General features: G+C 43.3%; 28 protein-coding genes. 5 read left to right on the top strand and 23 right to left on the bottom strand.

What is annotated here, in order from left to right:
• Positions 1 to 80 precede the first annotated feature (80 nt).
• A complete protein-coding gene (locus DKT75_RS20855) occupies positions 81 to 1,355 on the top strand; it encodes a YHYH protein (RefSeq protein WP_109826711.1) in 1,275 nt (424 codons plus the stop codon).
• Between the two features lie 109 nt (positions 1,356 to 1,464).
• Here the strand turns inward: DKT75_RS20855 and DKT75_RS20850 are convergent, their stop codons facing one another.
• From DKT75_RS20850 to pip, 16 genes are all read right to left on the bottom strand, one after another.
• Positions 1,465 to 1,719 carry a hypothetical protein gene (locus DKT75_RS20850; protein ID WP_109826709.1) on the bottom strand — a complete coding sequence of 85 codons (255 nt, stop codon included), beginning with the start codon at positions 1,717 to 1,719 and terminating at the stop codon, positions 1,465 to 1,467.
• A gap of 158 nt (positions 1,720 to 1,877) precedes the next feature.
• Positions 1,878 to 3,218 (bottom strand): heavy metal sensor histidine kinase, encoded by a 1,341-nt coding sequence (locus DKT75_RS20845; RefSeq protein WP_158278936.1) that lies wholly within the window; start codon positions 3,216 to 3,218, stop codon positions 1,878 to 1,880.
• Between the two features lie 20 nt (positions 3,219 to 3,238).
• Positions 3,239 to 3,931, bottom strand: a complete 693-nt coding sequence (locus DKT75_RS20840; RefSeq protein WP_109826705.1) for a heavy metal response regulator transcription factor — start codon at positions 3,929 to 3,931, stop codon at positions 3,239 to 3,241.
• 310 nt (positions 3,932 to 4,241) lie between these two features.
• Entirely contained in the window at positions 4,242 to 4,604 is a 363-nt protein-coding gene (locus DKT75_RS20835) for a DUF3316 domain-containing protein (protein ID WP_109826702.1), read from the bottom strand.
• 263 nt (positions 4,605 to 4,867) lie between these two features.
• The gene (locus tag DKT75_RS20830; RefSeq protein ID WP_109826700.1) at positions 4,868 to 5,179 is read right to left on the bottom strand and encodes a DUF3316 domain-containing protein; all 312 of its coding nucleotides are present in this window, start codon (positions 5,177 to 5,179) and stop codon (positions 4,868 to 4,870) included.
• A gap of 200 nt (positions 5,180 to 5,379) precedes the next feature.
• Positions 5,380 to 5,736: a DUF3316 domain-containing protein gene (locus DKT75_RS20825; protein ID WP_109826698.1), complete on the bottom strand. Its 357-nt coding sequence runs from the start codon at positions 5,734 to 5,736 to the stop codon at positions 5,380 to 5,382.
• A gap of 220 nt (positions 5,737 to 5,956) precedes the next feature.
• On the bottom strand, positions 5,957 to 6,214 hold the full coding sequence (locus tag DKT75_RS20820; RefSeq protein WP_109826696.1) for a hypothetical protein: 258 nt from the start codon (positions 6,212 to 6,214) through the stop codon (positions 5,957 to 5,959).
• 88 nt (positions 6,215 to 6,302) lie between these two features.
• Positions 6,303 to 6,677 (bottom strand): DUF3316 domain-containing protein, encoded by a 375-nt coding sequence (locus DKT75_RS20815; protein WP_109826694.1) that lies wholly within the window; start codon positions 6,675 to 6,677, stop codon positions 6,303 to 6,305.
• A gap of 226 nt (positions 6,678 to 6,903) precedes the next feature.
• Positions 6,904 to 7,830 (bottom strand): porin, encoded by a 927-nt coding sequence (locus DKT75_RS20810; protein ID WP_109826692.1) that lies wholly within the window; start codon positions 7,828 to 7,830, stop codon positions 6,904 to 6,906.
• Between the two features lie 586 nt (positions 7,831 to 8,416).
• Complete coding sequence (locus tag DKT75_RS20805; RefSeq protein ID WP_109826690.1) at positions 8,417 to 9,088, bottom strand: YceH family protein; 672 nt, start codon at positions 9,086 to 9,088, stop codon at positions 8,417 to 8,419.
• An 82-nt stretch (positions 9,089 to 9,170) separates the two neighbouring features.
• A complete protein-coding gene (locus tag DKT75_RS20800; protein WP_109826688.1) occupies positions 9,171 to 9,833 on the bottom strand; it encodes a DUF3299 domain-containing protein in 663 nt (220 codons plus the stop codon).
• Between the two features lie 2 nt (positions 9,834 to 9,835).
• Complete coding sequence (locus DKT75_RS20795; RefSeq protein ID WP_109826686.1) at positions 9,836 to 11,095, bottom strand: ABC transporter permease; 1,260 nt, start codon at positions 11,093 to 11,095, stop codon at positions 9,836 to 9,838.
• On the bottom strand, positions 11,092 to 11,769 hold the full coding sequence (locus tag DKT75_RS20790) for an ABC transporter ATP-binding protein (protein WP_109826684.1): 678 nt from the start codon (positions 11,767 to 11,769) through the stop codon (positions 11,092 to 11,094). The genes DKT75_RS20795 and DKT75_RS20790 overlap by 4 nt, the downstream gene beginning before the upstream one ends.
• On the bottom strand, positions 11,769 to 12,446 hold the full coding sequence (locus DKT75_RS20785) for a ZrgA family zinc uptake protein (RefSeq protein WP_109826682.1): 678 nt from the start codon (positions 12,444 to 12,446) through the stop codon (positions 11,769 to 11,771). Before DKT75_RS20785 ends, DKT75_RS20790 begins: the two co-directional genes overlap by 1 nt.
• A gap of 98 nt (positions 12,447 to 12,544) precedes the next feature.
• Positions 12,545 to 12,985 carry a D-aminoacyl-tRNA deacylase gene (dtd, locus tag DKT75_RS20780; protein ID WP_109826680.1) on the bottom strand — a complete coding sequence of 147 codons (441 nt, stop codon included), beginning with the start codon at positions 12,983 to 12,985 and terminating at the stop codon, positions 12,545 to 12,547.
• Entirely contained in the window at positions 12,982 to 13,932 is a 951-nt protein-coding gene (pip, locus tag DKT75_RS20775) for a prolyl aminopeptidase (protein ID WP_109826678.1), read from the bottom strand. Before pip ends, dtd begins: the two co-directional genes overlap by 4 nt.
• Before the next feature lie 346 nt (positions 13,933 to 14,278).
• On the opposite strand from pip, the gene DKT75_RS20770 reads away from it, so the two are divergent.
• Together DKT75_RS20770 and DKT75_RS20765 are read left to right on the top strand one after the other, a co-directional pair.
• Positions 14,279 to 15,253, top strand: a complete 975-nt coding sequence (locus DKT75_RS20770) for a TIR domain-containing protein (protein ID WP_109826676.1) — start codon at positions 14,279 to 14,281, stop codon at positions 15,251 to 15,253.
• A gap of 77 nt (positions 15,254 to 15,330) precedes the next feature.
• On the top strand, positions 15,331 to 15,957 hold the full coding sequence (locus tag DKT75_RS20765) for a DUF4145 domain-containing protein (protein WP_109826674.1): 627 nt from the start codon (positions 15,331 to 15,333) through the stop codon (positions 15,955 to 15,957).
• 85 nt (positions 15,958 to 16,042) lie between these two features.
• Here the strand turns inward: DKT75_RS20765 and DKT75_RS20760 are convergent, their stop codons facing one another.
• The 4 genes from DKT75_RS20760 to DKT75_RS20745 form a co-directional block, all read right to left on the bottom strand.
• The gene (locus DKT75_RS20760; RefSeq protein ID WP_109826672.1) at positions 16,043 to 16,276 is read right to left on the bottom strand and encodes a hypothetical protein; all 234 of its coding nucleotides are present in this window, start codon (positions 16,274 to 16,276) and stop codon (positions 16,043 to 16,045) included.
• Positions 16,277 to 16,395: 119 nt separating this feature from the next.
• Positions 16,396 to 17,040: a glutathione S-transferase family protein gene (locus DKT75_RS20755; protein WP_109826670.1), complete on the bottom strand. Its 645-nt coding sequence runs from the start codon at positions 17,038 to 17,040 to the stop codon at positions 16,396 to 16,398.
• A 67-nt stretch (positions 17,041 to 17,107) separates the two neighbouring features.
• Positions 17,108 to 19,090, bottom strand: coding sequence for a tripartite tricarboxylate transporter permease (locus DKT75_RS20750; RefSeq protein WP_109826668.1), 1,983 nt, complete (start codon positions 19,088 to 19,090; stop codon positions 17,108 to 17,110).
• 86 nt (positions 19,091 to 19,176) lie between these two features.
• On the bottom strand, positions 19,177 to 20,262 hold the full coding sequence (locus DKT75_RS20745) for a Bug family tripartite tricarboxylate transporter substrate binding protein (protein ID WP_146201415.1): 1,086 nt from the start codon (positions 20,260 to 20,262) through the stop codon (positions 19,177 to 19,179).
• Between the two features lie 161 nt (positions 20,263 to 20,423).
• On the opposite strand from DKT75_RS20745, the gene DKT75_RS20740 reads away from it, so the two are divergent.
• Positions 20,424 to 21,263, top strand: coding sequence for a LysR substrate-binding domain-containing protein (locus DKT75_RS20740; RefSeq protein ID WP_158278935.1), 840 nt, complete (start codon positions 20,424 to 20,426; stop codon positions 21,261 to 21,263).
• A 35-nt stretch (positions 21,264 to 21,298) separates the two neighbouring features.
• Here the strand turns inward: DKT75_RS20740 and ttcA are convergent, their stop codons facing one another.
• The 3 genes from ttcA to DKT75_RS20725 all read right to left on the bottom strand — a co-directional run bounded on the left by ttcA (position 21,299) and on the right by DKT75_RS20725 (position 23,407).
• The gene (gene ttcA / locus DKT75_RS20735) at positions 21,299 to 22,195 is read right to left on the bottom strand and encodes a tRNA 2-thiocytidine(32) synthetase TtcA (protein WP_109826661.1); all 897 of its coding nucleotides are present in this window, start codon (positions 22,193 to 22,195) and stop codon (positions 21,299 to 21,301) included.
• A gap of 15 nt (positions 22,196 to 22,210) precedes the next feature.
• Entirely contained in the window at positions 22,211 to 22,699 is a 489-nt protein-coding gene (locus tag DKT75_RS20730) for a tellurite resistance TerB family protein (protein WP_158278934.1), read from the bottom strand.
• A 63-nt stretch (positions 22,700 to 22,762) separates the two neighbouring features.
• The gene (locus DKT75_RS20725; RefSeq protein ID WP_109826657.1) at positions 22,763 to 23,407 is read right to left on the bottom strand and encodes a M48 family metallopeptidase; all 645 of its coding nucleotides are present in this window, start codon (positions 23,405 to 23,407) and stop codon (positions 22,763 to 22,765) included.
• 333 nt (positions 23,408 to 23,740) lie between these two features.
• Between DKT75_RS20725 and DKT75_RS20720 the strand changes: the two genes are divergently transcribed.
• Positions 23,741 to 24,088: a DoxX family protein gene (locus DKT75_RS20720; protein ID WP_109826655.1), complete on the top strand. Its 348-nt coding sequence runs from the start codon at positions 23,741 to 23,743 to the stop codon at positions 24,086 to 24,088.
• Positions 24,089 to 24,129 lie beyond the last annotated feature (41 nt).

Raw genomic sequence — 24,129 nt, 5'->3', positions numbered from 1 at the left:
CACAATAGCTGCACAATTCCCCTTAAATTTTAAGTTACAGTCTGGCCGTATTGCAGCCAAAAAAATAAAGGGGACTCTAAATGCGGCATCTATCAATCTGTGCATCGGCACTGCTTTTGAGCGCTTGTCTATCATCGTCAAATGACGATTCATATGCTTCAGACTTCATAAGTGATACAGCGTTTAAGGCGGCAGTCACAAACACGGCACCAATCGCGGATGCGGGTGTAGATAAGAATGTTGCAGCGGGTAGCACCGTGAGTTTAGATGCCAGTGGCAGCTCAGATATAGACTCAGATATACTCTTTTATGACTGGTCTACCGGGATAACTACCGCAACCATTAGCTCAGCAGCGTTGAGTGAAACGACCATTGTTAACCCATCATTTACTGCCGACGAAGTAGGTACTTACATCTTTCAAGTCGCAGTTAGTGATGGGATAGACACGGTTACTGACGAAGTTACCATTACTGTGACTGATGGAACAGCGACAGGCGAAGGAACAACATCAGGCATTGAATGTGATTACAGTAGTAGTACCTACAATGACTCTGACTCAGTAAACCTACCGAGCCTTTCTGACTGGACGTGCACAGATACCACGCGTGAACTCATTGCAAATGGTGTGCCTGACCACGCCGTAGGTACCTTCCCCAATGCTGGAAATTCAAATACGATTAGCGAAAACGAGGTTGCTGTCATCTATCCATTAGCGCCTGTGCTAACAGATAAAGTGATTGTGCTAGGTGGCTTATCTGGTGCGCTAGGTTATATGCTAAATGGTGTAGAAATTGACGCGTCTACAGAAGGTTCCTGTGATGACTCGGGTGACTTTTGCAGTCTTACAGATAATAGTGCGAGTTGGAGTATTGAAGTGCTGGGTCAAGGCGGCTTTGATTTTGGTATTGATTACAATAATGCACATGTGCGGCCTGATGGTACTTATCACTATCATGGCTTGCCAGAAGCGTTTATTTTATCACTCGGAGTTCATAGCAATAAAATGACATTGATTGCTTGGGCGGCCGATGGTTTCCCGATTTACGCGCGTTATGGTTATTCTGGTGTGATGAGTTCAGTGTCACCCTTGGTTAAGATGAAAGGAAGTTATCAGTTAATGCTGACACAAAGTCCGACAAGACCTTCAGTAGATACTTTCCCACTAGGTACGTTTAAACAAGACTGGGAGTATGTAGAGGGTTCGGGTGATTTGGATGAGTGCAATGGTCGTTTTGGTGTAACACCTGAGTTTCCGAATGGTATCTATCATTACTATGGGACAGATACTTACCCTTATTTGCAGCGTTGTGTGAAGGGTGTGGTCGAGGATGCGCTTGAAGGTGATCGGTCTTAAAACGTTTAGCTGAGTTCTGTCTTAATAATTTTCTAGATACAAAAAAGGAACAGCTAGAGACCTACTAGCCGTTCCTTTTAAGTTTTACCTTCAGGTATTTAAGGCCGTTTTATTGGCCCAGTCTCTTAGGCAATACTGCTTTCAACGCATAAATGCTCACGCCAAGGTTATCCGAAACTTTTGAAAAGTCAGCGTTGGGGGCACCTGCATCTTGTAGCGCTTCGATGAGTGCTTTCTTTGTTACGTTTAACTTTCTAGCTGCTTCACCAAAATCTGTAGGAGATGTCGTTGGTGCTGTTTCTCCAGCACAAACGCACGTGCTTAATAATAGCGCCGAAGAGATTAAGGCAAGTGTTGTCTTCATTGTTCGTTTTACCAAGGTGGCAGTGTGAGTCTTTAACTCGTTATAAAGTACAAAAATGTGTGTGATATAAGTCACCCATATTTAAGATTTTAGTAGCCACTTTAATCGTAAAATGTGAAGTTAGGATGCAGATGCTAGCAAAGAAGTTGTAAGTATTTTTATACTAGCTTCTCTGCTGGGAAAAACATTTCAAATTTTGTTTTTCCTTCAAATGATTCAGCTGTAATCGTCCCGCCATAAGTCTCAATAATTGACTTAGTAATAGCCAAGCCTAAGCCTGCACCAAAGCCATAATCATGCTCTCGTGATTTATCTTTGCGGTAAAAACGCCCAAAAATAAACGGTAGGCAGTCCGCAGGAATAGTGTCACCGACATTATTAATGCTTATGGTTAGGTCTTGGTCTTCCTCTTGCTTAATCAAGATGCGTATCGTTGAGAAGGGCGTAGAGTGGCGAACGGCATTTGACAGCAAGTTGTTTATTGCTCTCTGGAACATTTGCTTATCGCAATTAAGTACACCTGTACCTACCATTTTAATCTCTAGCTCTTTGTCTTCTGCAGCAATACTGTGGTATTCAATGAGTTGATCAATAACGTCTTCTAGTTTTAGCTTTTCATTATTCTTGTAGAGTAATGAATTTTCAGCTTTAGCGAGGTATAAGGTGTCATTAATTGTTTTGTTAATACGCTCAAGTTCTTCTAGGTTTGAGCCTAAAATATCACGGTACTCAGCAACATCGCGGTCGCTCGATAACACAACCTGAGTTTGTGTGGTCAGGTTAGTGAGCGGTGTGCGTAACTCATGAGCGATGTCTGATGAGAAGTCACTCAGGCGCTTGAAACCTTCATCTAAGCGGTCAAGCATGTTATTTTGCCCAATGGCCAACTCTTCCAGCTCTGATGGGAGTTTTTGAGTCGGAATACGAATATCAAGATGACCAGGACGTATACGTGCTATGTAGTTCTCAAAGCGTTTAAGCGGCCTTAAACCATTACTAACAATAACAACACTATATAGACCTGCAAGTAATGTCATGACTGTCGTGAACCAGAAAAACATGGTGCTAACAGCCTCAAAAAATTCGATATGGTTGTTAATGTTTATGCCTACAACCACAGTCGTTGTTTCATTTATGTAGAAAGATTCTGCGAGGTAGTGATCTTCCTTATCTATCCACTGACGAGAGTACATACTCGCTTTGTTATCTAAAACAAACTTTGATGGGTCACTAGGTAGTGATGCTGATGAGTTCTGGTAACTAATTATATTATTTTCAATGTTCCAGACCTTCAACGAGTTTCTTTCAAAGCCACGGATCATTTTTTGCTGATAAGGCGTAATAGCGGTATTGCGGTTTAGAGCGGTAAAGCTTTCATGGATGTAACTAGATCCAAGATCCAAAAAGTGTTTTTTAATGGTGTACTGCGCGATTGACCCAAGCATTAGCTGAAGTACCACCGTTATACCAAGAAACATCAATATTAGATTTTTTCGCATTGACGGTTTGCGGTTAAATATCATGAAGATACCGCTTCGAATTTATACCCCATGCCTCGAATAGTATGGATTAATGGTTGTTCGTAAGGTTTATCTACTTTTTGTCGAAGTCGCTTTACCGCTACGTCGATAACATTTGTATCGCTATCAAAGTTCATGTCCCATACCAGTGATGCAATACTTGTACGTGAGAGTACTTGGCCTGCTTTGCGCATAAATAACTCAAGCAATAAAAACTCTTTGGCCGTCAACGGGATAGAGTTTCCTTGGCGAGTGGCTGTGCGCTTTAGTAGGTCTAACTCAAGATCAGCAATTACAATGGTCGAAGAGTTTTGAGCGCTTGATTGGGGAGGGTTGCTAGTACGCAGTGCATTTTGAATGCGGGCTAGTAATTCTGCAAAGGCATAAGGTTTTACGATGTAATCATTTGCACCGGACTCTAAACCTTTAACGCGATCCTCGATCTGGTCTTTGGCTGTAAGCATAATAACAGGGGTAGCTATTTCGCTACTTCTAAGTGTTTGAAGCACTTGCCATCCATTAAGTTTGGGCAGCATGATGTCTAGAATGATTAGGTCATAGGGTTGGCTAGTTGCATGATATAAACCATCAACGCCATCACAACAAAGGTCAACAGTGTACCCAGACTCTGTCAGGCCTTTCTGGAGATATTGTCCCGCTTTTACTTCATCTTCTATGACCAACAGTTTCATGCTGTGTATTTCCTTTGGTGCAAAGTGTTTAGACTATCTTATATTAAAAAATAAAACAGAGGCATGATGATATTTAGTCACCAAACCTCTGGTCTGCAGGGAAGCGTTTAACATTCCTTTTAATAGAGTAATTATTGCATTAAAAAACTGACCTCACTCTTTCAGTAACATGACATTTCTGCCATCTAAGGTCTTATCTTGTACTTAAATCAAGCAGTTTATATTTAGGCAAAAAAAGACCGACAAAAAGCTGGTCTAAAAAGGGAGGAGTGCAGCATGAAATTAACTGCGGTCTTGCGGAGTAGTGCTATTAATCGTTGTCGTTGTCACGATCTTCGTTGAAACTCACATCAACATTCACCAGGCCGACAAAACCAAGTTTACCGTTTGCGCCCATGCGCTCTTGAACAGTGACATAAGATCCGTTTTGTAGTTTCGCTGAATTAATATCTGCATCGATCGAAAAGATATCCAACTCATTAAATAGCTGACGTGGTGAAGCAGACTGTAGTTGAGACAATTTGCTCGTACCTAACTGGTAAGCTTCTGCACGGCTGCTCGCTGTTTCAGTGATTAGAGTGTCTTTCTTGTGTTGCTCAAAGTCATAAGCCTGAGCTGCTGATGCGCCGATTAAAAGAACAGATGCTGCTACTAGTGAAGTTAACGTTTTCATAATATGTTTCCTGTTGAAGGTTTTCGTTTAAGTGGGTCTATTATGTCATCGCTTGCTGACAAAAACCTTTCAGAAAAATGACATTACTGCCATTTAAAGACTTATTTTGTTATTAAATAAAAGACGTTATGTACAGACAAAAAAAGACCGACAAAAAGCCGGTCTAAAAAGGGAGGAGTGCAGCATGAAATTAACTGCGGTACTACTGAGAGACAATAATTAGTCGTTGTCTCTGTCTTCTAAGTAAGTGACGTCAACATTGACTAAGCCAACATAGCCAGTCTGGCCATTGCTGCTGCGCGCTCTTGAACCGTAATGTAAGCACCATCCTTAAGACGGGTCGTATTTTCATCAGCATCTAGCGAGAAAATATCTAATTCATTGAACAGCTGACGAGGTGATGCAGACTGGAGTTGTGTCAATTTGTTCAGACCCAACTGGTAAGCTTCAGAACGGCTAGCCGCTGTTTCTGTCATGACCGTGTCTTTTTCGTTTTGCTCAAAGTCATATGCTTGAGCTGCTGATGCGCCGATTAAAAGAACTGATGCTGCTACTAATGACGTTAATGTTTTCATGATATGTTTCCTGTTGAAGGTTTTAGTTTAAGTGAATCTATTATGTCACTAGCTTGCTGACACAAACCTTTCAGGAAAATGACATTGCTGCCATTTAAAGATTTATTTTGTCACTAAATTTCAGGTAAAAAAAAGACCGGAAAAACCGGTCTTAAAAAGGGAGGAGGAAATGTAAAACTGTGTACTACTGAGGAACGTTATTAATCGTCGTCTCTTTCTTCGTTGTAACTTACATCAACATTCACTAGGCCAACATAACCCAGTTTGCCGTTTGCGCCCATGCGCTCTTGTACAGTTACAAAAGATCCGTCTTCTAAGTGTGCTGAACTCACAACCGCATCAATCGAGAAAATATCCAACTCATTAAATAGTTGGCGTGGTGATGCTGATTGTAGCTGAGATAATTTGCTCGTACCTAGCTGGTAAGCCTCTGCACGGCTGCTCGCTGTTTCTGTCGTTAGTATGTCTTTTGAGTGACGCTCAAAGTTAGAAGCGTTTGCTGCTGTTGCACTGATAAGGAGAACAGACGTTACTAGTAATGATGTTAAAGTTTTCATGATTATTTCCTTTCAGAAGTTCGTTTAAGTGAGTCTATTATGTCACTAGCTTGCTGACAGAAACCTTTCAGTAAAATGACATTATTGCCATTTAAAGACTTATTTTGTTATCCAATAAAAGCTGTTATTTACAGGCAAAAAAAAGACTGGCAAAAGCCAGTCTAAAAGCAAACGAGGTAGGGACTATGGGGTAATCTTACTACCTCTTCGCAGGAGGAGTTTAGTTGTCAGCGTGGTGTCTTGTGACACTAGCGACAACATTATTTAGAATATTGGCATAAGGGCCATCTTCTAAATCTATCTGGCTTTCATCAACACCAGGCGCAAAAGCCTGAAGTTCGTCATTAAACTCGTAGACATTTTCACGGCTACTAGAAGATTCTGAAACTAATGTGTCTTGATCAAAGTAAGCTGCGTTTGCAGTTGCTGCGCTGATTAGGAGAACAGAAGCAGCCATAAGTGATGTAAGTGTTTTCATGGGCATCCCTTCAAGTGGTTAGTTAATGATAGTTATATTACAGATTCAAACTGACATCAGTCTTTCAGTAAAATGACATTTTTGCCATTTAAGGGTTTTCGGTAATAAATATTCTTTTGTCATGCTCTTGGTAACTGACTTCAACGCTGACTAGGCCTACATAGCAGAGTATGCCGTCTGCATACATACGTTCTTGAACAGTGACATAAGAGCTGTCTTCTACACGTGCTGTGCGCTTATTGATGCTTGATGAGTACCCGTGTACTTGATTCGTTAACTGTTCAGGCGGGATAGACTTTAAGATTGATAATTTCTCAACGCCCAGCTGATAAGCTTCCGCAAAACTGGTTGCGTCTTTGGTCGTTAATGTCTCTTTCATGCTTTGATCAACGTCTGCGGCATTAACTGTTGTTGCACCCATAAGTAGGACCGATGTTACAACAAGTGATAATAGTGTTTTCATGGCTGCTCCCTCTTAGAGATGTCATTTAAGTGGGATCATTATTGCACTCTGAAGCTGACAGCTGTCTGGCAGGAAAATGACATTAATGCCATTTGACAATGTAGGGTATATAAATATGACAGGCACAAAAATGGCCGGTAAAAACCGACCATTTTGACTCTATTCAATCAACGCAGGGAATAGAAACGTTGACTGAGAGTCTTTCGAAAAAAGTTAACTAATCAAATTAGAAAGCGATTTTCATACCAGCCATGTAACCTAGGTCAGATGCATCTACGTCGTTGTCGCCGATCTCAGCAAATACACTTACATTGCTGTTCAAGTTACGTGTAACGTTACCGTAGTACTGAACAATATCTTCTTGTCCTTCTAGGTCTGCATATGTTGCACCAACAGCCATTTCAGTCTTAGGCATGATTGGGAAACCAACAGCAACGTTAGTGTAGCTATCAGTATCATTGTCACTGTAGTCGATACCAACATTAGCTCGGCCGATGTCAGCAGAAGCCATGATACCGTATGTTTCTACAGAATCAGCACCAGGAACAGACTTGTAGTCTTGGTATACAACGCCAAGGTCAACAGGACCTAGCTTAGTTGTTAGAAGTAGGTCAGTTGCAGACTCGTCATCTTCTTCTAGGTCGTGAGAAAGTGTTGCGCCGTAGTTTGATGCAGCGTATGCAAATTTAACAGTGTCAGAACCACCAGTTGTTGGGAATGCGTTACCGCCGTCCATTTCGAAACTCTTTTCAACACCGAAATCATCACTACCCCAGTATTGACGACCAAGAGATGTACTTAGACCGCCAACTTTTAAACCGACATAAGCTGTGTCAATGATATCGTCGTCATTTTCAATAATACCATCAGTTCCTCCATCAAAAATACCATCAGCTTCGCTAGCCCAATCTAGACCAAGGTTACCAAAAGCAACCATGCCGTTACCTAGCTTGTAGTTAACACCGAAGTCTAGCTGAAGGTCGTCAAACTCAACTTCGCCACTTTCGTTCTCACCGATCTCTTGGATGATTTGAACTTCGTAGTTACCGTCAACGCTAACAGTTACGCCGTCGTTTGTGTAAAGGTCTGCAGCAGTAGCTACAGTTGATGCTGTGATTGCTGCAATAGCGCTAGCTAGGATTAGTTTTTTCATGTCTTGTTTACTCGCATTAAATTAGTAATAACTACTTACCGTTTTCTTTGTCATCTATTAAGAACGACCCGGTAATTATGTAATAACAGGCTTAAAGAGAGAGGAGGGGAAACCCGTCAGTCTGTTAGTTTTATGCTGTTTTTTTACCTTTACCGTGTTGTGGTAAAAAGGCTAAAAACAACATATGGAGCGAGTATAGGGTCGTGGGGATTGCAGGGAAGTGACCGCAAAATGACATAAATGTCAGAAAGAAAAATAATCGAATGCGAATAGGTATAAAAGCGTGGCGAGTACTATTTGTGGATAATTAGAGTGTTGTTTTTTTGCCTACATTAAGCAACTGAGTTATGAGTGAAAGCTAGGTAATGATTGGTGTGCAAGGCTGTATCGAGCTTTTAAGAGAGCACTCAAGCGGTAAGTTTAACGGTTTATTTCCCACCGCTATTTCTTTATTACTAATAATTTATATTGACCATTTAGTTGATGACACAGGCAAAATAGTTATTTGACGCTACCCATATAGCTATTGGATAGCGTTTGGTGCAAGTAAGATAAAGTGACTATCGTCGTGAGTGCCGATCTTCTGCTACTCAATCAATTCCATCAACGTAGCGACTTTTTCTTCTAGCTGCTCAATACGTTTAAGCAAGTTGCTATCAATAGCAGGGCTAGTTGCGCTTGAAGACACGGGTGAAGCGTCAAAGCTAAATGCTGAAATATCAACCTCACCACACAGCGTATGAGAATAACGATCCTCACGTTGTCCTGAGCCTTTGCCAAGTAACACTAGTAAAGGGTAAGTGCGGTTAAGTAACTTTTGGACGGTTGCTTGTACTTTGTCGATGCTTTCAAACGCCACCATTCTATCGGTGCGGGCTTTGATCTCATTAATGGTTAATGGCTCACGTAGCATCAGTATGCTTAATACAGCAAGTTCTTCGCGGCTTAGGTTCAAGCTACGCATCACTAAGTGACTCATCTTATTAGCACGGCTGCCGTATTCTATTTTTACCAAATCAAGCGTCACTAACTCATTACAAAGATGGCCGACTTCGCCTTCAGTCAATGACATGACGGGTTGTCTATTGGTCTTTTGGTTGCAAGCAGTGACTAATGAGTGAACGGTTAGAGGGTAGCTATTAGGTGTTGCTAAATGCTTCTCTACTAAACTAGCCAGCACGCGTGCTTGGTTGGCCGTTAGCTCTGGTGGCTTTGCATCGGGTGCATCTACCAGAAACTCATTGGCGACGTCAGACATAAGAGTTGCTCCTTCTGTTTATTAATGCAGTTTATTGTAGAATAAACTATCAACTACTAGCTTAACAGGAAACCTTATATCGTTAATAAGCCGGTTGAACATAAGGCTCGACCCTTGCGTTCTTAATTTGATATCCCGCTAATGCTAAGTCAGTTTCCACATCGCCGACTTCCATCTCACCCACAACCCAAACAGGTCGGTAAGTCTGGTCAAGCGTGATGCTTTTTCCTTTTATAGGACTAACCATAACCGTTTGGTTAGCTGGTGGTGGTGGCGAGTGAATGCAACTTCCGTAATAAGGCACAAGTAAGAATTCTACAACTGTCTCACCATCATTTTCTAGTGGAGCGACAAAGCCCGGAATACGTATTGTCTTTCCACGCAGCTCTGCATTGCCACCCGCACTATTAAACTCAGCCATAACCTTGTCATATAATACGCGTTCTTCTTCAGAACCTTCTTTGGCTGCTTGAATTTCTGCTTGGTACTTAGCCATGATTTTTTCAGGGCGGAAGTCAGGCGGAACTAAGTCATCCCATGAAAGTTCTTTGAACTCGCTAGTCGCCGCAGACTCCCTTTCAGCCTTACTCGGTTGCTTCACAACTGCTTTGATGTCAGTACCTAGCTCAATGACATCGGGGTCAATTTTTGATACCAAAGGTTTATCAGCGTCACTTGATCCCGCACCACAGCTGGCTAACAACAAGCCACTCAATAACAGCGGTATAATATTCATCTTTTTCATTTTTAAACCTTTACAGTTAAACCATCCTGAAGTGCTCGGCGATAAGCGATCAGCGCAGGCAGGGTGCTAAATACGACAGCTAAGCCAGTGACTAACAATAGTAATACGGCGTCATCCCAATTTAGGATCCACGTACTTAGGTGTAAGCCATACTCTGCGGTTACCCAAGGCTGTGCTAGTTGTACTCCGAAAAATACCAGTAAGCACCCCAAAACACATCCCAATACGACAATAATTAAGGCTTCTAATAAGAAAAGCAAAAATACATGCCAAGGATAAGCGCCAACAGCTCGCAATATAGCCATTTCTCTACGTCGCTCATTTAGCGTCGAGAGCAATGTCGTTAGCATACCTAACAACCCTGCCACGAGTACAAAAAGGGTGATAATACGTAGTACGGTTTCAAACTGTCCAATAGATTGCCAAAGCTCGGCGAGTGCAACACCAGGAACAACAGCAAGCAGCGGTTCTTTCTCAAACTCATTAATTTCACGTTGCACGCGGAAGGTGGTCGCGCGTGATTTTAGACCGACCAAAAATGCAGTGATGTTGGTGGGTGTAAGATTCATCCTTGCTGCTTTTTCGGCTGAGATCTCAAAGCCAGCGACAGGAGAGCCCGCTTTCCAGTCAATATGAATCGCTTCAATACCTTCCAAGCTGACGTGAACGGTACGGTCAATCGGTGTGCCCGTTGGTTTTAAAATACCAACAATGTTAAAGGGCTTATTCTTATGTTCAGAAAAGCTAGTGGCAGCTGCGCCATGTGCGAGCGTGATTGTTGTACCAACTTTATAGTTAAGTTGTTTGGCGACTTCTGCACCGATTACGGCATCATAAACACCATCAAACTGTTTACCCGCAGAAAGCGCTAACGGCTGTTTATTGGAATATTGATAATATTTGAAATAGTCTTGATTGGTTCCCAGTACTCGGTAGCCCTTATGACTATCACCCAGTGAAAAAGGAATAGTCCAAGCCACACGCTTATGTTCAGCAAGTGTTTGATAACTATCCCACGTAATATTATTAGTAGCGTTACCAATACGAAATACGCTGTATAACAGCAGTTGCACCGGGCCACTACGCGCACCAACAACTAAGTCTGTCCCCGAAATAGTATTCAGAAAGCTGGTTTTCGCTTCTTTACGAATGTACTCCACGCCGAGTAACAAACTAACGCTAATGGCGATAGAAAGTAGCGTCAGTATGACACTGACGCGTCGGTTCCAAAGGCTATGCCATGTGAGCTTAAATAAAATCATAAGGCCTCGTTGATCTCGCTTAGCTCGATAACACGCGGAAAGCGCTCGGCAATATGGGGGTCATGACTGACAAAAATAATGGTACTTTGCTGGGCTTCCGCCTGACTAAATAACAACTCAATAAAACGGTCGCGAGTACTGGTGTCTAATGCAGAGGTTGGCTCGTCAGCGATAATGATTTCTGGCTGGCCAATCAGAGCACGAGCGACGGCAACACGTTGCTGCTGTCCAACACTCAGCTCGGTGACAAGGCTTTTGCGTAAGCCTTCGTGCAGCTGTAAGTGATCTAGTAGCTGTATTGCAGATGCTTGAATATCGCCTGCCTGTTTTTTACGTCGTGCAGAAAAATGACAGGGCAGGGTGACGTTATCAACGACCGATAAATAAGGCAGTAAATTAAACTGCTGGAAGATAACGCCCATATGGTCAGCACGAAAGCGGTCCTTAGCCATTGATGAAGCATGGCTAAGGTCCTTTTCTAATAGCTTAATGCTGCCTTCTGTGGGTGAAAGAATGCCTGCAAGTAGGTTTAACAGGGTTGTTTTACCACTACCACTTTCACCGCGGAGAAAGACGTGCTCTCCCTTCGTAATCGTTAGTTCAGGAATACGAAGAATATCGCTGGATTGTCCCTTCCAGCGATATCGGAGTTCATTAAGCTCAACAATATTCATTACTTAAGAGTAACGCTCCCATCGCTTTCTAGCTCAACATGACCTGACTTGCTTGCACTGATCCAATCAACATCTAAGTCAGTAAAGCCTTTTGGAAATGCAGTGAATAGCTTCACGTCAACTTTTTCAAGTGTGCTCACTTTGTCACAATCAAAGTGCCAAGTAGCATCTACGTCACTATGCGCTGACTTATGCTCTTCGTGATCATCATGCTTCTCAGCGTGCTCATCTTTATGATCTTCATGTTTTTCATCATCATGGTGATCTTTGTGGTCGTCATGCTTCTCAGCGTGCTCATCCTTATGACCTTCGTGCTTTTCATCATGATGCTCGTCGTGATCTTCAAGTAGAGCAGACTCTATAGACGCTTCATGAAACTTACAGCCAGCAGCACTGTTAGCTGCAAATAGCATGTCGCCATTTTTTAAAGTCGCTTCAACTTTTTCAACCGTCGCAAGGTCATCTTTAGATGTTGGCTTGTACTCAAAACCAAACACATTAGCGGCAGGCGTCTCTAGTGTGACTTCGAATCCTTCGTCGTTAGTAGCGATGGTTAGTCGTGCTGCACCATGCTCGTGGGCTTTTTGTGTTTCAGCGAATGCGCTGAAGCTAAATGCAGAAGCCGCTAATAGTGATACGACAAACGTTTTTTTTGCTTTCAATATCGTTGAGTTCATAGTGATTTATTCAGTTGAATGTTGAAATGATACAATATAACGTTTTGCGCTTCGGCTTGTCTAGACTTGTTTTGACGAGCAGTAGTTATGCTAGTTTTTTAAACTTCCAACCAAAATGTGACCGGCCCATCATTGGTCAAGTTCACCTTCATATCTGCCGCAAACTCACCTGTTTGAATAGGCTTTACAACCGACTCGCCCGCCTTAACCACAAAGTAATCATAAAGCTCGCGCGCAAGCGCAGGATCACCAGAAGATGCAAAACTAGGGCGTAACCCTTTCTTTGTATTAGCAGGCAGTGTGAATTGCGACACCACTAATAGCTCACCATCAGTATCCAACAGTGAATTATTCATTCGACCCGTATCATCTTCAAACACACGATAATTGATGACTTTATGCAGTAACTTATCCGCATGTGCTTGAGTGTCTTCCTTCTGCACACCGAGCAGTAGCAGCAAGCCACCGTCGATTTTACCAATCACTTCACCGTCAACGACCACTTGCGCGTCACTGACTCGTTGAATTAGTCCAATCACGATAGTTTCCTAATCAGGTCATCACTAGCATTGACCAGAGCATTCACAATACCCGGCTCGTTTGCGGCATGACCTGAGCTTGCAACAACGGTGTAGTCAGCTAGCGGCCACGCCTTATGCAAGTCGTAAGCGACCTTTAACTGACAAATCATGTCATAACGGCCATGGACGATATAACCCGGAATGTTTTTTAAAATAGCCGCATTATTCAATAGTTGGTTATCGTCAAAGAAGCAGTTATTCATAAAATAATGCGCTTCTATACGAGAGATACTCATCGCTTCACGAGGGTGGGTGAAGTGATCCATGAGTAGCGGTGAAGGGTTTAGATTAGCCGTGCGGCCTTCCCACGTTGACCATGCTTTTGCAGCACGCATACGCGCGAACTCATCTGAGCCAGTGAGTCGTTTATGGTATGCCGTGAGCATATCGTCACGCTCAGACTCTGGAATAGGGGCAACAAAGTCTTCCCAATAGTCAGGGAAAAATTGGCTCGCACCGAACTGGTAGTACCACTCAACCTCAGGCTTTGTGCCCAAGAAAATGCCTCGTACGATCAAACCTAATACGCGTTCGGGATAAGTCTGTGCATAAGCGAGGGCGAGCGTTGAACCCCAAGAGCCGCCAGCCACTACCCAACGTTTAATGTTGAGTGCTTCACGGATTTGTTCCATGTCGGCAATCAGGTCTTGAGTCGTGTTGTTACGTAACGAAGCGTGAGGCGTAGAGCGAGCACAGCCACGTTGATCAAATAAGATAATGCGGTATTTTTCTGGGTCAAACAGTTGGCGGTGATACGCCATGCTGCCAGAACCGGGGCCACCGTGCAGATACACGACAGGAATGCCATCCTCTGTCCCGCTTTCTTCAACATAAAGGTTATGTGTATCGTCCACTTTCATCATGAAGTGGTGATTGGTAGAGATAGCAGGGTAAAGCTCACGCATAGGTTGCTCGATACTGTTATTTGCAGAGTTTTATCATAGCTTATTTTTGGTAGAGCGGATAAGGCGTTTAGTCTAGAAAGTCTTGGAGCTAAGCGTTTGTTTAGCATGTCAATGATCGTTATTACGTTTGAAACTACATTTAATCTGTGTGATTTATATATGTAACGAAGTTAACTTGGTAGAAAATGCGAATAACAAGAGGAGATTGAAATTTAACCTTAGAGGTTTGATTTGTAGATGATGTGGTAAAATATGCTACAGTTTCATGAGTTATGGGCTATTTTTCAGGTTAGCCCAAAAATTAAGGTACTAGTCCTTATTAATACATTGTTAGCTCCAATAAATTATGAATTCATCAGAACGTAAAAGAGTTTCCGTTATTTCAAAATATGCGATCGCCTCATTTACAGAGGGAGACTGGCTAACACTTGGGCAGATAACGGGAAAGGTGAAGGAAGTAACCGGACATGGAAGGCTGTTCAGGTCTCTTAGCTTTGGAGATGACGACTACAGTTTTTGTGTAGCTGAGGTGCTCGATTCGATATTTTCTTCAGACACTAATCTTATAAATGAAGTGGTAGATCATTTTGATATTGATTTGTGGTACCAACAAAAAGATCCCACGAAATATCAAAGAGTTTTTGTCGAAGCGAAGATAACAAGTGCGGACTTCTGGGTGGATGGCCAGTTAAGGTTATTTGTGAGCCACTTATCGTTAAATCGAGAAAGAATGTCTGCACTAAAGTCTTTTTTAGCGCACTGGGGGATTTGTGCTTTTATCGCTCATGAAGATATCGAAGCATCTAGAGAGTGGCGTGATGAAGTTGAAGCGGGTTTGGAGACAATGGAAATACTGGTAGCGGTTGTAGAGCCAGGATTTAAGGAATCAGATTGGTGTGCCCAAGAAGTTGGATACGCCTTAGGGAGAAAAATAGACATTATACCTCTTAAAGCAGGGCTTGATCCTTTTGGTTTCTTTGGTAAGTACCAAGGCATACCAATAAAGGGAAAAACACCTGATATAGTCGCAAATGAGATTGCAAAGCTTCTCCTCAAAAAACCAAAGCATCGTGAAAAACTTTTAAAAAGTATAGGAAAGGCTTTTAGTACACTAGAGTCTCCTAAGAAAATCCATTTAATCACATTGCTAGATGAGTGGTCCGCGGTAACAGATGACCAGTTAAAGGATATTGTTGAGAGAGCTTCGCTATCAAAGCATGAGCAAACCAAATTGAGGAATATTATCGCTCGAATTGGCGCATATAAACCGCCAGAGCAACCGGTTAATTTTAATGATTATGATGATGATATTCCATTCTAGAAAAGAGCTAACAAGAAAAGTAATCGGACAGTCAATTGCCGGTTATTTGAGTGTTATTGGGTAAAGTTTAAGAATTTATGAAATCGAAGCTTTTCATTTTAAATACAAATGATCCATCAATCTGCGAGATTGAATGTGGAGATAACTTAACGACTAAATATTCTATTAAAGTTCCGACTTTAAGTGCTTATGCGGTTGAATATATGACGGTCAATATATCAGGAAGTACGGCTCTTCTGGATAATTCTACTATCTCAAATGATAAGCTAATCATTCATGCGACTACTGAAAGTGGTCTGCAAAGGCATGATTTAATGCTTTTCATCCATTATCATGGGATAAGGAAATACGATTTATTGTTCCCTAGTATTAAAGAAAAGGAACTAAGAGTGAGGTTGGGAGAGTTTTACAGGGAAGCAGAATTAGCATTTGATAACACCTCCTGGTTAACTTTTCTTCTAATGTGCGGGGCTATTTTTGAGGGAATACTATTTTCGAAAATAGCTGAAAATAAACCGTTTAATTTTTTAATAAAGGAAGCCTCACGTTTAAAAATTATTCGTGCTGATGAAGCAGATATCATGAATAAAGTGAGAGAGTATAGAAATTTAGTACATGCCAATAAATTCGATAAAGCATATGTATCTAGAGAAGACGCAATGGATACAATGCGCTTATTAAATTCAATAATTCAGAATGCATAATAGGTGCCACAGTTTAGAAACTATGAACTTGTGTTCGTAGTTTTCTGCTGAATTAAGGTTTAAGTAGCAATTCTCTCTAAATAACTTAAGCCTTAAATATAGGTATCACCGATGAGGTTGGAGCACCCTGATTAGGTAACGGTTCACTATCAAACAACGTATCACCATCTTCAACAGGCCCATCCTGCGTACTAATCCCCGTAAAGTCGTAGTAACGACGATCCAGCAAATGCGACGGGCTAGTATTACCTAAAGCAGTCATCATACTGGCAAGACGATCGGGGTTCTCCTTCTCCCACTCACCTAACAATACTTTCATCGTCTGGCGCTGCAAGTGTGGCTGCGAGCCACACAAATTACACGGAATGATCGGGTACTCTTCAGCTTTAGAATACGCCTTAATATCCGCTTCCTTGCAGTAGCGTTTCTAAAATACCGTCACGGTGTGAGGTTAAACTTTTCGATCAGTGTGTTTTCATACGCTATCGCTGCTTGCACGCTAGGGCGCTCTAAAATCCTTTGTTGGTGGGCTTGGCAATTCTGGAAGTCGTCTAAGCTAAAGTCGAATAAACCTGAGCGACGAAAAGCCCAAAAGAAATAGGCATCAGCGGCGCTAAACTCATTTAGAAAATAATCTTTGTCGACCAATAAACTGTCTACAAGTTTAAAACTCTCCAGCAAAGACTCTCTAGCGATCCGCTTGACGCTATCCTCAGTGCCAGCTACGTCGCAGAACTTTAAGGGTGAATTATACCGACTAATGTTGGGGTGGATGCCAGATGCAAACCAAGCCAATAGCGAAATAGCCTGAGCCTCTTGCCATGTATCGCTAGGCAGCAAGCCTGCCTTTGGAAAGCTGCGAGCTATCCAAAGTTGGATGGCAACATTCTCACTGAGTGGTGCTTCGTCCACGATTAAATAAGGGACTTTATGCTTCGGGTTCAGTTTATTGAACTCAGCCAACTCTGGACTCTTACCTCGAATGTTAATCGGTTTTACTTCAAAGTCCGCACCCGCTTCCGTCAAGGTTATGTAGGGTACAATAGCGCAAGATATAGGTGCAAAATACAAAGTGATATTCATAGCTAAGTCCTTGATTTTAAAAGTTAATATTGGAAGCTAAGCGAGCTTATTGGCTTCTTCCCAAGAATCAGAATAATGTGAAATAGGGTGACTCATACCAAACAACCGGTACGACGAGTTCAAATAGTCCATAGAGCCCAATGGCTGCTGCAAGACAGTATGTAGCGATGACTTTGATACCGTAATGTCCCCAGAAGCGAAGGTAGACTGCTACAAACAGCAGTATGGAAACAAACTGTCCCAACACCAGTGTTGCCAGCAAGATACCCAGCAGTAGCCCACCGAATTTGAATGCTTGAATCAGCTCTTCTCGTGGCATAGTTTTAAGTGTTAGTTTCGAACCCAGTCGCATTTGTGCCAGATTGTGACGGTCTTTACGCAGTACGGTAATCGAAAGCGCTAAGCCCAGAGCGATGACTGCTAGTGGAAATAATTTGGACCCATAAGACCAGTCATACGCCATGATGCCTGCGCTAATGAAGACTAAGCTGGCACCGATGGACAAAGGTAGTGAGTATCCGGGGTAGTGAACTCCTCCACCTTCGGATTCATTAACTTCCTCAACGAGTTCGGTTTTCTTGAGACCATTACGGTGTCGTCTAAATGCTAAGAACAAGGTAAGAATCAACAAAACGATTAGCACTAGTACGATAGGGCGAGTGAAAGCAGCTGGGCCATCTGTTTGTATGCTGATGTGAAGTGCTGTTTCCATAATAGAGCCTAAAATATAGCCCAGCACCAGTGGTGGCCTTGCCCAGCCACCTTTTTTCATCACATATCCAAGCAAACCAAACATCAATAATAATATCCAGTCGCCAATGTCACCGCGTTCGATCCATGAACCCATGAAAATGAAGATGGCGACCGCTGGCACCAGAATGTGACCTTTGACAAACGTCAGTTTGGCTAGTTGATTCCCCCAAACTAACAATAGAACCGCGCCGACAATATTGGCAATGGCCAGCGACCAAATAAGGCTGAAGGTAATGTCCAGCTCGCTAATCAACATCTGAGGGCCAGGTTGTAGACCCTGAATGGTGAAGGCTCCCAGTAGTATCGCCATTGAAGCACTGCCGGGAATGGCAAAGGCGATGGTGGGCAATAGTGCGCCCCCCTTCATTGCGTTGTTAGCGGCCTCTGGTGCAATAACCCCGCGCACGTCGCCGGTGCCGAACTTACTGCTGTCTTTGCTACTTTGTACGGCGTGACCATAAGCGACCCAATCGACAATAGCGCCGCCAAGGCCGGGCAGCATACCGATATACACACCAATCACGGTACAACGCAATCCAAGCTTCCAGTGGGTGACGGCATCGCGCATTCCTTGCAGCATGCCACCTTTGACCTCATTACGTTTCACTTGAGATATGCAACTGTTGCTAACGGCGAGATCTAGTAGCTCAGGCAAGGCAAAGAGGCCTAGCACCAACGGTAAAATGGGGATTCCGTCGAGCAAGTAAGTGTATTCAAATGTGTAACGCAACTGACCGCTATATTCTGCGAAACCAATAGTGGCTAGCAATAGACCTAAACATGCAGCGGTTAGACCTTTGAGGATAGAGTTCCCTGAGAGCGCGCCTACCATGGTCAACCCCAGTGCGCCAAGGGCAAAGAATTCGGGTTCGGAAACGGCGAGGATTAAGGGCTCAACTAATGGAATCGAGAATGCGAGTAGTAGTGCCCCTAACACGCCGCCAACACCTGATACGGTAAAGGCTGCTCCTAAGGCACGGGCTGCTTCACCACGCTGTGCCATTGGGTAGCCATCGAGGATGGTTGCCTGAGAGGCGGCGGTGCCTGGAACCCCAAGTAACACTGAGGCTAGCGTGTCACTCGTGGTGGTGACTGCATACATGCCCATTAAAAATGCAAAGGCGGATGCGGGCTCCATGCCAATGGTAAATGGCAGTAAAATGGCCATGCCGACCAAGCCCGATAAGCCTGGAACCGCCCCAAAAAACAGGCCTAACAATATACCAAGTCCCAAATACCCAACTGCTGGCCACATCATGACCATCGAAAGCCCTTCAAGCGCATTTTCAAGATACATCTATTTCACGCTGCCATTGTTGGCAGGCCCTCAGAGGTTGGTTTCGGGTTTAGGCTATCCCTAATTCGGGATAGCCTATTTGGTTTTTAGTTTGAGCCTTCAGCAGCAAAGCGCTTAATAAATGCCACTGTTTTTGCGTCAGTGTTTAACAAGCTCTTCAAGCGCACTTGGGCGTCGACACCTGATATTGCAGTTAAATCAAAGCCACTGATCTTTAGAAATTCTGCGCGATAGTCTGGGTCGGCAGTCGTTGAATCAAACGCTGCGCGCAAAGATTTGACGGCTTCTGGCGGCGTGCCTTTCGGTAAAAATACTGCACGTAGCGAGGTAGCGCGAATCAAGGCAATTGTGCGCAGCACATCATATTTTTGACCTGATGGTTTTTTGCCGAATTTAGCTTCATAAAATTCGTCAAACGTAGGAACACTTTCCAAGCTGCCAGGTGCGCGGCCTAGTTGGCCATCGTCGGTAGGTACACCGATTGAAAAAAGAGGGATTGAATGGCCCTCGTCGACAAGGTTTGGTCCAACGCGGGAAGCGTAGCCTGTCATTGAGTCGGCACTCATATCGACATCACTTTTTAATATTGCAGCACGAATTTTCCCCGATGACTTGAAGCCAGTGACATGCTTGTAATCGACTTCCAGAAGATCCATGGCAGCGCGTAACATCAGATCTTTCATATTAACTGGGCCGTGTCCGGCTGTTTTAATCGGTGCGGCTAAGTTAAATAGATCAGTGGCTTTCTCAAGTCCCGGCACCTTACGAGAGTGGTAAATTGTGTCTTCGGGAATGCCACCAACAAAGATGAAGTCATTGTGGGAAACTGTCAGGGCTGGATCCTTCATCAGCTCGGGCATCAGGGCGACAGAAAAGACACCCGCAGTGAGGCCATTGGGTTTACTGACTGCACCGAAATAGTTTGTTCCAACAATTCCACCGGCTCCGGGTTTATTCTTGATGGTGATGCGAGGTTCGCCAGCGATGTGTTTCTGCATAAACTGCATTAAGGCTCGTGCGGTAATATCTGTGTTACCACCGGCGCCGTAGTTGATGATGACGTCCAGCTTTTTTCCTTCGTAAAAACTGTCAGCAGCAGTGGCCTGACCTACGCAAAGCGAAAGCATTAATATTGATCCTGTTATCGCTGTTTTGATTGGTTCTATATTCATGTGTTGTCTTCCCATGTCAGTAATTGTTAAACATCTTCAAACTGGCGTAAGCCTTTGACTGCTTACTTTCCCTTAACCTACACGACTTTTAATATATTAAATATATTTACATATTTAACTAATATCTCTATATTTATTTACCTATGAGTCAAAATTTAAGTATGGACTGTCTTAGGTCTTTTTTAGCTGTTGTCGAATTGGGCGGTTTTTCGCAGGCTGGTGATCGTGTTGGTCGCACCGCGCCTGCTATTAGCTTGCAAATGAACCGACTCCAGAATCAGGTCGGGTTACCGTTGTTTAAGAAAGAAGGCCGCTGTCAGGTGTTGACGCGAACCGGTCATGAAGTTTTGGAGCACGCCAAAGCGATTCTTTCTCAGAATGATGCGGTACTCAAAATTGCACAGTCTAATCAGATATCTGGAGTGGTTAGGCTAGGTGTGGTGCAAGATATAGCCGAGAGCTTTTTCCCAAATGGCTTAGCTGATTTCTCGGAGCAGTTTCCGAATATTCGTGTTCAGGTATTGGTTGATCGCAGCCCTGTGCTTTTGGCTGCTCTTGAACGGGGTGAGCTAGATCAAGTGATTGCATTTAAGCAACAAACAAATATCCCTTCGGTTGAGTTACGCTCACCGTCGATGATATGGATTGAAAAATTGGGGTCCGACATTTCAGCCAAGCGTCCACTGCCTATTGTGATGGTTGAAGGCCCTTGTAGGTTCCGAACTGAGGCTTTTAATGCTTTAAGCCATGCTGGCATTCCCTGGGAAATCACATTAACGAGCCCGAGCCTTGCTTGTGTTGCCGCCGCCGCAGAGGCTGGGCTTGGTGTTACTGTGCGCACGCAAGATTTGTTAAAACATCGACGCCCAAAATTAGCCCATGCTCATTCTTTGCCTAAATTACCAAAACATGAGCTACATATTTATAATGGTGTTGAGACTACGAACGCAGCGATCGACGAAATATACGACTTTTGGATACAACAATTTTCAACGTTCTGAGTGTCTGTTTACACGGCCGTAGTTTCCACAACAACTTAAGCTTTAAATATAGGTATCACCGACGAAACAGAGCTACCCTGATTAGGCAACGGCTCGCTATCAAACAACGTATCACCATCTTTAACAGGGCCATCCTGCGTACTAATCCCAGTAAAGTCGTAATAACGACGATCCAGCAAATGCGACGGGCTAGTATTACCTAAAGCAGTCATCATGCTCGCAAGGCGACCGGGGTTTTCCTTCTCCCACTCACCCAACAATGCCTTCATCGCTTGGCGCTGCAAGTTCGGCTGCGAGCCACACAAGTTACACGGAATGATCGGGTACTCTTCAGCTTGAGAATACGCCTTAATATCTGCTTCCTTGCAGTAAGCAAGAGGGCGAATAACAATGTTCTTACCGTCATCCGACACCAACTTAGGCGGCATGGTTTTCAAGCTACCCGCGTAAAACATGTTTAATAACAAAGTCTCTAGAATATCTTCACGGTGATGACCCAAAGCAATCTTAGTCGCACCCATTTCTTGAGCAGCGTTATACAAAATACCACGACGTAAACGCGAGCAAAGTGCGCAAGTTGTTTTGCCTTCTGGGACTTTATCAATCACGATACTGTAAGTATCTTCTTCTAAGATCTTGTATTCGACGCCAAGTTTTTCTAAATACTCAGGTAATACATGCTCAGGAAATCCTGGTTGTTTTTGGTCAAGGTTCACCGCAATCAGTGAAAAGTTGACCGGTGCAACGCGTTTCAAATTGAGCAACATGTCCAGCATGGTATAGCTATCTGCACCACCAGACAGGCAGACCATAATGCGGTCGCCTTCTTCAATCATATTAAAGTCAACAACCGCTTCGCCAGTGGCTTTTCGCAGGCGTTTTTGCAGCTTGTTAAATTCAGCCGATGGTTTGATGTTTACCGCAGTGTTCATGTTGCTACTCATTAATTAATCAGGTTCTACGTCTTTCGCCAATGACTGGCAAATAAAGCTGCGTGGTACGTCCAGTGCATCCGCAATTTCATTCATTACAGTACGCTCTGGCTCAGTAGTGTGGCCGCTTGCGCGAGACATAGTACACAGATCATTCAAAATCTGCATGCGTTGTGGCGTCGAAGCGACTTCTTTTACGGTTTTAATGCGCTCTTCCAATGTTCCAGCTAACGCTTTGACGTTGAGGTTCTTGTCAAACTCACCTTCACCAAAGAACTCTTCAAACACAACAGTTTCTTCTTTTGAAATGCCATCACTTGCGTTAGCAACACAGATACTTGCTGCAAATAACAGGCGGCGCATGTGGATCGCGGTCTTAGTTTTTCCTTCTAAATAACTAGGCTCCATCAAGCTCATCACGCCTTGAACACCGACTTCTAACTCATCCTTGCTCATATCGCCATTGGCCAGCACTGACTTGTCATAAAGCTCTAGTGCTTTCACGCGCATTGGGCTAAATGGGTGTGTTGAGAACCAGTCTTGCTTCGGTGCGCTTTGCCCTGGCGCTTAGTCAAATAGCTGCATTTCGTCAACTTGTTGCAGGAAATCTTGAAGGTCAAACTCAATAAAGTCACTGGTCAATCCAGACGCCAGTTTAAATAATGCACGAGCCACCGCTTCAATATTTTGAGCACAATGCGCACCTGCACGATCCGCTGAAATCTCAGCATAACGCGACCAAGCAAACAGCTCTAGTGCTAGACGTGGGCTAACAGGGTTTTCACCTTTTAATAGATAGCCGATAGGGATGTCGTGGTGTCTGTAAACGTGGTGGCCTAGCTCATGACCGATCACAAATTTTAGTTCATCACCTTTAAAACCTTCTAGCAAGCTAGAAGAAAACATCACGTGTAAGCGACCTTCCTCAGGCTTAAAGCACATAGCGTTGAATTGCGGGCTTGGGAATACGTAAAGCTCCAAAGGAATGTCCATGCCGAGTGTTTCTATGCACTCATCCGCCATTTTGTGAACGCTAGGTGCCATACCTTTGCTTAAGCTGACTGAGATTGCGAGCAGGTGACGACGTAGACCTGTTGGGCCTTTTTCTTCTTGGCGGGCAATGTTTTCGTTGACCTTAATAACGTCACTGTGCTGGAGCAAAGTGGAATACATTTTAAGGTCGTTTTGACAGCGGATATCTTCTGGTTTCATAAGTGGCTTGCTTGCGAAGCTCGTTATTATGGCGGGCTATTTATAGTGATATTAAAAGTAGTTTACAGTAATGGGGTTGGTGGGGTTTGGCAAGGTTGTGTGGTGCTTTGACTTATTAGAGAGGTGAAAGGTTAGAGGAATAGCTTTCTTGCATTCTGAATACAGGATTATTAGGTATGGGGTATGAGCCACCCGTCAGCTACCCCATTTGCATTAGTTTATTATTGTAATTTCAATGTTACTATTGGCTGGGTTTTATTGTTTAATAGAGTCGTATTCAAATTTAATCAGATATGTTTCGACTAATGACTTTTAAAACGGAGTTAAAAAGTTATGGATAAAGTTAAGTGTAAGTCTTGTCAAAGTAATGTAATTCCTCGTTTATGGGTAATGAATGGGGGATGGTTTCATTACCGGCGTAATCAGCACTTGTGTGTAATTTGCGGTGTTGTAATGTATGAAAGTGGTGGCGAAGTAGCTTTTGAGAGGATTTGGTTGGTAAGTGGAGTTGTTGGGTTGGTTATTTTCGGTATCGGTGGTGCTATTCTGGTTGTAGCTGCTTATTTATTGAAAGGTAAAATCAGGAAAGTACTCCAAGGCCTAGAAGATAAAAAAGAAATTAAAGGTAAGTTCCTTAAGTATTTTGATTCCTTGCGTTCAATAAAGGGCAAGGAAAAATAATATGACACGTCTAATTTATGTTAAACACCACTGAGGAAGTT

This window comes from Leucothrix arctica (genome assembly GCF_003172895.1).
Classification (GTDB): Bacteria; Pseudomonadota; Gammaproteobacteria; order Thiotrichales; family Thiotrichaceae; genus Leucothrix; species Leucothrix arctica.
The sequence above is the reverse complement of the archived record's forward strand: the minus strand, read 5'-3'. Positions and strand labels throughout refer to the sequence as shown.

Excerpts from the sequence above, each read along its gene's own strand:
- DKT75_RS20855 (WP_109826711.1), top strand. The coding sequence starts at position 81 with ATGCGGCATCTATCAATCTGTGCATCGGCACTGCTTTTGAGCGCTTGT.
- DKT75_RS20850 (WP_109826709.1), bottom strand. The coding sequence starts at position 1,719 with ATGAAGACAACACTTGCCTTAATCTCTTCGGCGCTATTATTAAGCACG.
- DKT75_RS20845 (WP_158278936.1), bottom strand. The coding sequence starts at position 3,218 with ATGCGAAAAAATCTAATATTGATGTTTCTTGGTATAACGGTGGTACTT.
- DKT75_RS20840 (WP_109826705.1), bottom strand. The coding sequence starts at position 3,931 with ATGAAACTGTTGGTCATAGAAGATGAAGTAAAAGCGGGACAATATCTC.
- DKT75_RS20835 (WP_109826702.1), bottom strand. The coding sequence starts at position 4,604 with ATGAAAACGTTAACTTCACTAGTAGCAGCATCTGTTCTTTTAATCGGC.
- DKT75_RS20830 (WP_109826700.1), bottom strand. The coding sequence starts at position 5,179 with ATGAAAACATTAACGTCATTAGTAGCAGCATCAGTTCTTTTAATCGGC.
- DKT75_RS20825 (WP_109826698.1), bottom strand. The coding sequence starts at position 5,736 with ATGAAAACTTTAACATCATTACTAGTAACGTCTGTTCTCCTTATCAGT.
- DKT75_RS20820 (WP_109826696.1), bottom strand. The coding sequence starts at position 6,214 with ATGAAAACACTTACATCACTTATGGCTGCTTCTGTTCTCCTAATCAGC.
- DKT75_RS20815 (WP_109826694.1), bottom strand. The coding sequence starts at position 6,677 with ATGAAAACACTATTATCACTTGTTGTAACATCGGTCCTACTTATGGGT.
- DKT75_RS20810 (WP_109826692.1), bottom strand. The coding sequence starts at position 7,830 with ATGAAAAAACTAATCCTAGCTAGCGCTATTGCAGCAATCACAGCATCA.
- DKT75_RS20805 (WP_109826690.1), bottom strand. The coding sequence starts at position 9,088 with ATGTCTGACGTCGCCAATGAGTTTCTGGTAGATGCACCCGATGCAAAG.
- DKT75_RS20800 (WP_109826688.1), bottom strand. The coding sequence starts at position 9,833 with ATGAAAAAGATGAATATTATACCGCTGTTATTGAGTGGCTTGTTGTTA.
- DKT75_RS20795 (WP_109826686.1), bottom strand. The coding sequence starts at position 11,095 with ATGATTTTATTTAAGCTCACATGGCATAGCCTTTGGAACCGACGCGTC.
- DKT75_RS20790 (WP_109826684.1), bottom strand. The coding sequence starts at position 11,769 with ATGAATATTGTTGAGCTTAATGAACTCCGATATCGCTGGAAGGGACAA.
- DKT75_RS20785 (WP_109826682.1), bottom strand. The coding sequence starts at position 12,446 with ATGAACTCAACGATATTGAAAGCAAAAAAAACGTTTGTCGTATCACTA.
- pip (WP_109826678.1), bottom strand. The coding sequence starts at position 13,932 with ATGCGTGAGCTTTACCCTGCTATCTCTACCAATCACCACTTCATGATG.
- DKT75_RS20770 (WP_109826676.1), top strand. The coding sequence starts at position 14,279 with ATGAATTCATCAGAACGTAAAAGAGTTTCCGTTATTTCAAAATATGCG.
- DKT75_RS20765 (WP_109826674.1), top strand. The coding sequence starts at position 15,331 with ATGAAATCGAAGCTTTTCATTTTAAATACAAATGATCCATCAATCTGC.
- DKT75_RS20760 (WP_109826672.1), bottom strand. The coding sequence starts at position 16,276 with ATGAAAGTATTGTTAGGTGAGTGGGAGAAGGAGAACCCCGATCGTCTT.
- DKT75_RS20755 (WP_109826670.1), bottom strand. The coding sequence starts at position 17,040 with ATGAATATCACTTTGTATTTTGCACCTATATCTTGCGCTATTGTACCC.
- DKT75_RS20750 (WP_109826668.1), bottom strand. The coding sequence starts at position 19,090 with ATGTATCTTGAAAATGCGCTTGAAGGGCTTTCGATGGTCATGATGTGG.
- DKT75_RS20745 (WP_146201415.1), bottom strand. The coding sequence starts at position 20,262 with ATGAATATAGAACCAATCAAAACAGCGATAACAGGATCAATATTAATG.
- DKT75_RS20740 (WP_158278935.1), top strand. The coding sequence starts at position 20,424 with ATGGACTGTCTTAGGTCTTTTTTAGCTGTTGTCGAATTGGGCGGTTTT.
- ttcA (WP_109826661.1), bottom strand. The coding sequence starts at position 22,195 with ATGAACACTGCGGTAAACATCAAACCATCGGCTGAATTTAACAAGCTG.
- DKT75_RS20725 (WP_109826657.1), bottom strand. The coding sequence starts at position 23,407 with ATGAAACCAGAAGATATCCGCTGTCAAAACGACCTTAAAATGTATTCC.
- DKT75_RS20720 (WP_109826655.1), top strand. The coding sequence starts at position 23,741 with ATGGATAAAGTTAAGTGTAAGTCTTGTCAAAGTAATGTAATTCCTCGT.